Raw genomic sequence first — 9,706 nt, forward strand, 5'->3', positions numbered from 1 at the left:
GGACTATCAACAGTGCAACAGCGATAGCGGTTAGACCAACTACAGTTTCCATCTTTCCTCCCGACTTTTACGTCGTATGGTTTAGGTTTTTTAGATTTTAAAGCGGTAAAACAAATCGTTTCATAGCCCTGTTCGGGCACCCACCCGTTTTACCGGGTGGGACATCAGACTAGTCGAGACTGGTCTTAATGGTTCTCTTCGTGCGCCATCGACAGGTAGACGATGGTCAGCATCATGAAGATAAACGCCTGCAGGGTGATGATCAGGATGTGGAACACAGCCCACGCCCACTGCAGAACTACGCCCAGGCCGCTAAGCCAGAGCAGACCGCTGCCGAACATCACAGCAATCAGAATGAAGACCAGCTCGCCGGCGTACATGTTGCCGAACAGACGCAGTGCCAGAGAGATTGGCTTGGCCACCAGCGTCACGAACTCAAGCAGGAAGTTCACCGGAATCAGCAGGGCTTGAACGAAGATGTTCTTGCTGCCGAACGGGTGCAGGGTCAGTTCGCCAATGAAACCGCTGATGCCCTTGACCTTGATGCTGTAGAAAATGATCAACGCGAATACCGACAGGGACATACCCAGGGTCGCATTCGGGTCAGTGGTAGGAACGGCACGGAAGACCAGGTGCGGGTCGCCCGTAATGATGGCAGCCAGCTTCGGAATCCAGTCAACCGGTACCAGGTCGACGGCGTTCATCAGGAACACCCAGACAAAAATCGTCAGGGCCAATGGCGCGATCAATGGATTACGGCCGTGGAAAGTATCTTTCACGCTGCCGTCAACGAACTCGATCATAACCTCGACGAAGTTCTGCAAAGCACCAGGCTGACCGGACGTCGCCTTCTTTGCCGCCATGCGGAAAAGAAGAACGAAAATCAGACCCAACGCGACCGACCAGCCGAGCGTATCGACGTGGAAAGCCCAGAAGCCCATTTCTTTGGCTTCTGCTGCGGTGTGGGCAAAACCCCACCCGCCAGTTGGATGCTGACCGAAGGTCAGGTTCTGCAAGTGGTGCTGGATATAGCCCGAAGCGGTTGTCTCTGCCATGGTTGCCTCAAACGCCCTAAGGTCTCGAAAGTCTTGTTCTCATTAGCAGGGGAGCGAACCAGCTAACCAGTTGGGTCAGCACGAAGACGCCGAATACTGCTAACGGCGCCAATGGCTTCACACCTGCGAACGTCAATGCAAACAGCACTGCCGTCAAAATCAGTTTGCCCGCCTCGCCGGCATAAAAAGACCGGACGATGGCTTGAGCTGCTCGGGCGCCGGAAAACCGAAATGCCCTGTGAGCGAAATAAATATTGGGAAGCAAGGCTATCAGGCCTCCGCAGAGTCCCGAGTACCCGGCAACGACTCCATGCCATTGCCAGAGCGCCAAAGCGGCAATCAGCAAAACGACAAATTGAGCCATTAACACCGGAAAAACTGCCAGGCGATGGAACGGCAAGCGGTCTGGCGTGCGGTTTTCCATCTCTTTTGCTCCCCAATGGTCGGCTGCCAGAATTCAATAACTTGGCATAATTTGTGCCGACAAAATGCGCGCAGAGTATAGGGGCGGTTCTGCCCCTATTCAACTGTCAGGTAGTGATTTCCGACTTCACGCTACATGAGGAATTGTTTCAGCGGATGTGTGCGAGCACACCTTGAAGCTCATCAAGAGAGTTGTAGCCGATCACCAGCTGCCCCTTACCCTTCTTTCCGTGGCGGATCTGCACCGCAGAGCCTAGGCGCTCGGCCAGACGCTGCTCGAGTCGGGTGATATCCGGGTCCGGTTTTGCCGGTTCCACAGGCTCCGGTTTGCCACTCAACCACTGGCGAACCAGTGCTTCAGTCTGGCGCACAGTCAGCCCCCGTGCGACAACGTGTCGCGCCCCTTCAACTTGTTGATTTTCCGGCAAACCGAGCAAGGCACGGGCATGACCCATTTCCAGGTCGCCGTGAGACAGCATGGTCTTGATGACTTCCGGCAGCGCAATCAGACGCAACAGATTGGCCACGGTGACGCGGGACTTACCCACAGCCTCGGCAACTTGTTGCTGAGTCAGCTGGAATTCCTGCTGCAAACGCTGCAAGGCCACCGCTTCTTCGATCGGATTGAGGTCTTCACGCTGGATGTTCTCGATCAGCGCCATGGCGATGGCGGTTTCATCCGGCACATCGCGAACCATTGCCGGGATGGTTTCCTGGCCAGCCTGCTGGCTGGCACGCCAGCGGCGTTCGCCGGCGATGATTTCGAAGCGCCCGCTGCCGATCGGGCGCACCACGATCGGCTGCATCACGCCCTGGGCCCTGATCGACTGCGCCAGCTCTTCCAGCGCCTGAGGATCCATGTCCCGACGCGGCTGGTACTTGCCACGCTGGATCAGGTCCAGGGGCAGGTGCTGCAGCTCACGCTGATCGGCTTGTACCGCTTGCTCTTCCAGCGAGCTGACAGTCGGACCACTCAGCAGTGCATCCAGTCCACGTCCGAGACCTCGTTTCTTGACGGCCATGGGGATTCCTTAAGTTGCCTGAGCAGCGGCGATGCGTGAGTTTTTGCGCTGACGGCGAACCATCTCGCCAGCCAATGCAAGATAGGCAATCGCGCCCCGCGATGATTTGTCGTACGCCAGCGCCGGCATGCCATAGCTTGGCGCTTCGGCCAAGCGGATGTTGCGTGGAATGACGGTGTCGTAGAGCTGATCGCCGAAGTGTTCCTTGAGCTGCGCCGATACGTCGTTCATCAGGCTCAGACGCGGGTCGTACATGGTTCGCAACAGGCCTTCGACTTTCAGGTTCGGGTTCAGCAGTTCGGCAATGCGCTTGATGTTATCCACAAGGTCGCTCAACCCTTCGAGCGCGAAGTACTCGCACTGCATGGGGATAATCACCCCGTCGGCGGCAACCAGCGCATTGAGCGTCAACATCGACAGCGACGGCGGGCAGTCGATCAAAATGTAATCGTAGTTTTCACGGATCGGCGCCAACGCACTGCGTAGACGGCTTTCCTTCATCTGCATTTCCAGCAGAACGACTTCGGCCGCGGTCAGGTCGCGGTTGGCCGGCAGCAATTGATAACCGCCATGCTCGGAATAGTGCATGGCCTGGGCCAGATCGCATTCGCCGATCAGCAGGTCGTAGACCGAGTTTTCCAGGCCGTGTTTATCCACACCGCTACCCATCGTGGCGTTGCCCTGTGGATCGAGATCGATCAACAGCACCCGACGCTTGGTAGCGACCAGGGAAGCTGCGAGGTTGATGCAGGTGGTGGTCTTGCCCACACCACCCTTTTGGTTCGCTATCGCGAATACCTTAGCCAATCATGCCGTGCGGCGCAGTATCAGCAGATGGCGTTGGCCTTGGCAACCGGGTACGGCCAGGGCGTGTTCGCTATCGAGGTGGAAGTCTGCCGGCAATGCTACCAGCTCATCAGCGGGATGAACGCCCTTCATTGCCAGCCAACGTGTTTCGGTGTCGCCCAAATGGCGAGTCCAGTTGCTGAAGTTCTCCATGCTGCTGAACGCCCGGGAAATGATCCCGTTGAATGGCAGTTCCGGCTGGAAGGCTTCGACGCGACTGTGGATAACTTGCAGGTTATCCAGTTTGAGTTCGAGTTTGACCTGGGTCAGGAAGCGGGTTTTCTTGCCGTTGCTGTCCAGGCAGGTCACTTGCGACTCGGGAAACAGGATCGCCAGGGGAATCCCTGGCATGCCGCCGCCACTGCCCACATCCAGCCAACGGCCGTTTTCGATGAAGGACATAACGCTCAGGCTGTCGAGCAAATGCCGTGAAACCATTTCGTCTGGATCACGCACGGCCGTGAGGTTGTAGGCCTTGTTCCATTTTATCAACAGGGCCAGATAACCCAGCAGCTGTGCATGCTGGGCTTCCGTCAGGTTGACACCGAGCTGGCGCGCGCCTGTGGATAACTCTTCGGCGTGTTGCGAGGTAACCAACGAACTCAAGCGCTTTGCTCCAACTGACGGCCCGCGCCGCGTTTTTTCAAATGAATCATCAACAGCGAAATCGCTGCCGGGGTTACGCCCGGGATACGCGACGCCTGGCCCAAAGTCTCTGGACGGGTCGCGCCGAGCTTGCTCTGGATCTCTTTCGAGAGACCGGAGATGTTCGTGTAATCGATATCCACAGGCAGTTTGGTGTCTTCGCTGGCCCGCAAGCGCGCGATTTCATCCTGTTGACGATCGATGTAACCGGCATATTTGGTCTTGATTTCGACCTGTTCGGCGACCTGTGGATCTTCTGCGCCCCCACCGGTCACAGCGATCAGACCAGCGTAGTCGATTTCCGGACGGCTCAGCAGGTTGAGCAAATTGTATTCGTGGGTCAGCGGCGTACCGAATTTCTCGGAAATCGCATCGCCCTGCTCGGTACCCGGGCGAACCCAGGTACTTTTCAGGCGTTGCTCTTCCAGATCGATGCTTTCGCGTTTCTTGCAGAACGCTGCCCAACGCACGTCATCCACCAGACCCAATTCGCGACCTTTTTCGGTCAAGCGCAGGTCGGCGTTGTCTTCGCGCAGGATCAAACGGTATTCGGCGCGGGATGTGAACATCCGATACGGTTCCTGGGTACCCAGAGTAATCAGGTCGTCGACCAAAACGCCGATGTACGCTTCGTCGCGACGCGGGCACCAGGCGTCTTTGCCCTGCGCACGCAGTGCGGCGTTGGCTCCGGCCAGTAAACCCTGGGCGCCGGCTTCTTCGTAACCGGTGGTGCCATTGATTTGCCCGGCGAAGAACAGACCGCCAATCACTTTGGTTTCCAGGCTGTACTTCAGGTCACGCGGGTCGAAGTAGTCGTACTCGATGGCGTAGCCCGGACGAACGATGTGCGCGTTTTCCATGCCGCGGATCGATTGAACGATCTGCAATTGCACATCGAACGGCAAGGATGTGGATATCCCGTTCGGGTACAGCTCGTGGGTGGTCAGACCTTCCGGCTCGATGAAGACCTGGTGGCTTTCCTTGTCGGCAAAGCGGTGGATCTTGTCTTCGATCGATGGGCAATAACGCGGGCCGATGCCTTCGATCAACCCCGCATCGGAATACATCGGCGAACGATCAAGGTTGGCAGCAATAATTTCGTGGGTGCGGGCGTTGGTGTGGGTAATCCAGCAGCTGACCTGTTTCGGATGCTGCTCTTTGGAACCCATGAACGACATCACCGGAATCGGCGTATCCCCCGCTTGCTCGGTCATCACCGAGAAATCCACAGAGCGACCGTCGATACGCGGCGGTGTACCGGTTTTCAGGCGACCGACACGCAATGGCAGTTCACGCAGACGATGAGCGAGGGCAATCGACGGCGGATCACCGGCGCGACCTCCGGAATAATTCTGCATGCCGATGTGGATAAGTCCACCGAGGAAGGTGCCGGTGGTCAACACCACGGAATCTGCGAAGAAACGCAGGCCCATTTGGGTGACAACTCCGCGCACTTGTTCCTGCTCGACGATCAGGTCGTCAGCAGCCTGTTGAAATATCCACAGGTTCGGCTGGTTTTCCAAAGCTTCGCGAACAGCGGCCTTGTACAGAACCCGATCTGCCTGAGCGCGGGTTGCACGCACGGCTGGGCCTTTGCGGCTGTTCAATACGCGAAACTGAATACCGCCTTTATCGGTAGCCATGGCCATCGCGCCGCCCAGGGCATCGATTTCTTTAACCAAATGGCTTTTGCCGATCCCGCCAATGGCTGGGTTGCAACTCATGGCACCGAGGGTTTCCACGTTATGCGTCAGCAACAGGGTTTTTGCCCCCATACGTGCTGACGCCAGTGCTGCCTCGGTACCGGCATGACCGCCGCCGATGACGATCACTTCAAAACGGGAAGGGAAATCCACCACGCACCTCGTGCCTGCTTCAGTCAGGTAATCCGGAAATAGTTTGAGCTCAGGTTTTTGGACCTGGTCGGCAAGTATAGGGACTTCGCCCTTCCTAAAGAACCCTTTGCACAAAATTTAACCAGCTGTGGAGAAGTCGGGGTTATAGAAATTAAAAAGAGAGAAATTTATTAAATCTTTGTTTTTATGTTTATTTCTACTGAGCCACCTTTCTGTGGATAGATTGCTACAGCCCTTTATTTTCAATATGTACAGCGATTCAAAACCCTGTGGTCATGTACCAAGGAGGCCCTTGGATAACCGGTGTAAGCCTGTGGATGAAAGGGGTGGTTATCCACAGAGGTGGTTATCTTCAGTTTTGGGGCCCTGTTATCAACTGCCCTTAGCGGCACTTATTCACAGGGCTTAATCCACAGAAAAGCCGCCGAATGAGCAAATTCTGGGCAAGGGAAATCCGCTCAAGCGAAGAATCTGCTTCGGCACTGGGAAAAAAATTTCAGAAAAGGAGAGAGCAGACAGGCCCGAGTGGCCTGTCTGTGAACTGCGGAAGGGACTATTTACCGATACAGAAGCTGGAAAAGATCCTTCCCAGCAGATCATCGGAGCTGAATGCGCCGGTGATTTCGCCCAAAGACTGCTGCGCCTGCCGCAAATCTTCGGCCAACAGTTCACCAGCACCCGCTAACGTCAGCTGCGCACGGCCATGCTCAAGGGACGCACTCGCATGACGCAGTGCCTCCAGGTGACGCCTGCGAGCACTGAAGCTACTTTCGGAGGTCTGCTCGTAACCCATGCAGGCCTTGAGGTGTTCGCGTAACAGTTCCAGTCCCATGCCAGCGGATTTGGCACTGAGACTGATGGTGACATGGCCATCGCCACTGACCTCCAGGGCAATCGCTTCCCCCGTCAGGTCAGCCTTGTTGCGGATAAGGGTAACTTTTGCCGGGTCCGGGCGGGTTTCGAGGAATTCAGGCCACAAGGCAAAGGGATCAAGAGCCTCGGGAGCCGTGGCATCGACCACCAGCAAGACCCGATCTGCCTCGCCGATAGCTTTCAATGCCCGTTCGACGCCAATTTTTTCCACCTGATCATCGGTATCGCGCAAGCCGGCAGTGTCGACCACGTGCAACGGCATGCCATCAATGTGGATATGTTCGCGAAGAATATCCCGGGTCGTGCCGGCAATCTCGGTCACGATCGCGGCTTCGCGTCCGGCCAAGGCATTCAGAAGGCTGGACTTGCCGGCATTCGGCCGGCCGGCGATCACCACGGTCATACCGTCACGCAGCAAGGCCCCCTGCCCGGCTTCACGCAGCACTGTGGATAATTCGTCGCGCACTTTGTCGAGCATGCTCAGGACATGACCATCGGCGAGGAAGTCGATTTCTTCTTCGGGGAAGTCGATGGCTGCTTCGACGTAAATACGCAGGCCTATCAGTTGCTCGGTGAGGTTATGCACACGCTGGGAAAACGCACCCTGCAACGAACGCAGGGCATTTCGTGCCGCCTGTGCAGAACTTGCCTCGATCAAGTCGGCAATGGCTTCGGCCTGAGCCAGATCGAGCTTGTCGTTGAGGAAGGCACGCTCGCTGAATTCACCTGGTCGGGCCAGACGACAGCCCAGCTCCAGGCAACGTTTGAGCAACATATCCAGAACGATCGGCCCGCCGTGGCCCTGCAGTTCAAGCACATCTTCGCCGGTGAACGAGTTCGGTCCAGGGAAATAAAGCGCGATGCCTTCGTCCAGAACCTCTTCGTTTGCACTGAGGAACGGGCCGTAATGGGCAAACCGCGGTTTCAGTTCGCGACCGCTGATGGCTTTGGCCGCCAGACTCGCCAGCGGCCCGGAAATACGGACGATGCCCACACCGCCGCGACCTTGAGCGGTGGCGACGGCAGCGATGGTTTCACGAGGAACGCTCATAAACCGGTATCCAGACAAAAGTGACAGATAGCAAAACGCCCCACTAGGGGGCGTTTTGAGTGGTTATCCACAGAGTAAGTTACGCCTCGGCTTTTTTGGTAGCCGCTTCGATCTTACGCGTGATGTACCACTGTTGGGCGATGGACAGGCAGTTGTTCACAACCCAGTACAGCACCAGACCCGCCGGGAACCACAGGAAGAAGAAGGTGAAGATGATTGGCATCATTTTCATGACCTTCGCCTGCATCGGATCCGGAGGAGTCGGGTTCAACTGCTGCTGGATGAACATGGTTGCACCCATGATGATCGGCAGAATGAAGAACGGATCCTTGATCGACAGGTCAGTAATCCACAGCATGAACGGCGCCTGGCGCATTTCCACGCTTTCCAGCAGAACCCAGTACAGCGAAAGGAAAACCGGCATCTGCACCAGGATTGGCAAGCAGCCACCCAGCGGATTGATCTTCTCTTTCTTGTACAGCTCCATCATGGCTTGCGACATTTTCTGCCGGTCGTCGCCATGTTGCTCTTTCAGCGCAGCCAGTTTCGGTGCCACTGCACGCATGCGCGCCATGGATTTGTAGCTGGCAGCCGACAGAGGGAAGAAAATCCCCTTGATCAGCATGGTCAGGAAGATGATCGACCAGCCCCAGTTACCGACCAGCGCGTGGATATGTTGCAGCAACCAGAAGATTGGCTGGGCAATGAACCACAGAATGCCGTAGTCGACGGTCAGTTCCAGACCTGGGGACAACTCTTTCAGGACAGCCTGGCTTTTCGGACCTGCGTACAGAACGGCACTGGTTTCGGCTTTTGCACCTGGCGCGACAGTCATTGCCGGGGCGGTGTAGCCGATGATGTAGTTGCCTTTGCTGTCTTTACGGGTCTGGACGATGTTGTTTTCGCCCTTGACCGGAATCCACGCAGTCACGAAGTAGTGTTGCAACCAGGCGACCCAACCACCAGTGACGGTTTCTTTCAGCTGAGCCTTGTCCATGTCGCTCATCGACACTTTCTTGTACGGCTCGTTACTTGTCCACAGGGCGGCACCCAGGTAAGTCGCGGTGCCGGTGGCGGTGCTGGAAGAAGGATCGGAGCTGGCATCACGCTTCAATTGCGCGAACATTGCACCGGACCAGGGCTGAGCGCTCTGGTTGTCGATCAGGTAGGAAACGGTTACGTCATACAGGCCACGTTTCAGCGTGAAACGCTTGATGTAGTTGACACCGTCCTTGCTGAACTTCAGGTCAACAACCAATTGGTCTTGACCGTCAGCCAGTTGATAAATCTTCTTCTCGGAGGAGTAAACCGGACGACCGGCAGGACTTGCGTCCGGACCGTTGGTGCCGATCAGGCCACTCTGAGCCAGATAAGTCCGCTCGTTGCCGTTATCAAACAGCTGGAATGGAATTTCCGGATGATCCTGACGACGTGGATACAGTGGCAACGTCAACTGGGCAACATCGCCACCTTGTGGGTCGATTGCCAGGTTGAGCACATCCGTTTTGATCTGGATGAGGTCTTTGCTTGCAGCTACTGGTGTTTCAGCAGGTGCAGTTGCACTGGTATCGCTTGTGGCGCGTGGAATGTCGTCACTGACAGAAGCATTATTGCCAGTCGCCGTATCCGGCAGGCCCGGTGCGGTAGTACTGGAAGCAACATTCTGAGTCGGCAGGGCAGCCTGACCATAGTCCTGGTTCCATTTAAGGACCATAACGTAGGACACGATTGCCAGGGCGACGATCAGGATCGTGCGTTTGATATCCATGATTACTCGGCCATCGTAGAAGTACGGGGGGGGGGGGGGGGGGGACCCGGGTGGGAGGCGAAAACAAATTTGTAAGTGCGGCCCCCCGCGCGGGCCACCCCCCCCCCCCACCGGGGGTGGGGGGGGGGGGTAAACCCGGGGCGGGCCAAACAAACAACCCCCCAACC

Annotated in this window: 8 protein-coding genes; all 8 read right to left on the minus strand. The window is 56.7% G+C overall.

The features are described from left to right. Window positions 1-185: 185 nt before the first annotated feature. The 8 genes from atpB to yidC all read right to left on the minus strand — a co-directional run bounded on the left by atpB (window position 186) and on the right by yidC (window position 9,539). On the minus strand, window positions 186-1,055 hold the full coding sequence (gene atpB, locus ACIPLA_RS27380; RefSeq protein ID WP_123495598.1) for a F0F1 ATP synthase subunit A: 870 nt from the start codon (window positions 1,053-1,055) through the stop codon (window positions 186-188). 16 nt (window positions 1,056-1,071) lie between these two features. Continuing rightward, entirely contained in the window at window positions 1,072-1,479 is a 408-nt protein-coding gene (locus ACIPLA_RS27385; RefSeq protein ID WP_007903021.1) for a F0F1 ATP synthase subunit I, read from the minus strand. A 148-nt stretch (window positions 1,480-1,627) separates the two neighbouring features. After that, window positions 1,628-2,500 carry a ParB/RepB/Spo0J family partition protein gene (locus tag ACIPLA_RS27390; RefSeq protein WP_123495596.1) on the minus strand — a complete coding sequence of 291 codons (873 nt, stop codon included), beginning with the start codon at window positions 2,498-2,500 and terminating at the stop codon, window positions 1,628-1,630. Between the two features lie 9 nt (window positions 2,501-2,509). Next, on the minus strand, window positions 2,510-3,307 hold the full coding sequence (locus tag ACIPLA_RS27395; protein ID WP_008007890.1) for a ParA family protein: 798 nt from the start codon (window positions 3,305-3,307) through the stop codon (window positions 2,510-2,512). Then, entirely contained in the window at window positions 3,308-3,952 is a 645-nt protein-coding gene (gene rsmG, locus ACIPLA_RS27400; protein WP_218395708.1) for a 16S rRNA (guanine(527)-N(7))-methyltransferase RsmG, read from the minus strand. After that, entirely contained in the window at window positions 3,949-5,847 is a 1,899-nt protein-coding gene (gene mnmG / locus ACIPLA_RS27405) for a tRNA uridine-5-carboxymethylaminomethyl(34) synthesis enzyme MnmG (protein WP_063342028.1), read from the minus strand. The genes rsmG and mnmG overlap by 4 nt, the downstream gene beginning before the upstream one ends. A 553-nt stretch (window positions 5,848-6,400) precedes the next feature. Further along, a complete protein-coding gene (gene mnmE / locus ACIPLA_RS27410) occupies window positions 6,401-7,771 on the minus strand; it encodes a tRNA uridine-5-carboxymethylaminomethyl(34) synthesis GTPase MnmE (RefSeq protein ID WP_123495590.1) in 1,371 nt (456 codons plus the stop codon). Window positions 7,772-7,850: 79 nt separating this feature from the next. Continuing rightward, window positions 7,851-9,539 (minus strand): membrane protein insertase YidC, encoded by a 1,689-nt coding sequence (gene yidC, locus ACIPLA_RS27415; RefSeq protein ID WP_192345184.1) that lies wholly within the window; start codon window positions 9,537-9,539, stop codon window positions 7,851-7,853. Between the last annotated feature and the right edge of the window lie 167 nt (window positions 9,540-9,706).

Source organism: Pseudomonas sp. NPDC086112 (assembly GCF_044746425.1).
Classification (GTDB): Bacteria; Pseudomonadota; Gammaproteobacteria; order Pseudomonadales; family Pseudomonadaceae; genus Aquipseudomonas.

Bases quoted from the DNA above. Each gene is read 5' to 3' on its own strand.
- ACIPLA_RS27385 (WP_007903021.1), bottom strand. From the start codon at position 1,479: ATGGAAAACCGCACGCCAGACCGCTTGCCGTTCCATCGCCTGGCAGTT.
- mnmE (WP_123495590.1), bottom strand. From the start codon at position 7,771: ATGAGCGTTCCTCGTGAAACCATCGCTGCCGTCGCCACCGCTCAAGGT.
- yidC (WP_192345184.1), bottom strand. From the start codon at position 9,539: ATGGATATCAAACGCACGATCCTGATCGTCGCCCTGGCAATCGTGTCC.
- atpB (WP_123495598.1), bottom strand. From the start codon at position 1,055: ATGGCAGAGACAACCGCTTCGGGCTATATCCAGCACCACTTGCAGAAC.
- ACIPLA_RS27390 (WP_123495596.1), bottom strand. From the start codon at position 2,500: ATGGCCGTCAAGAAACGAGGTCTCGGACGTGGACTGGATGCACTGCTG.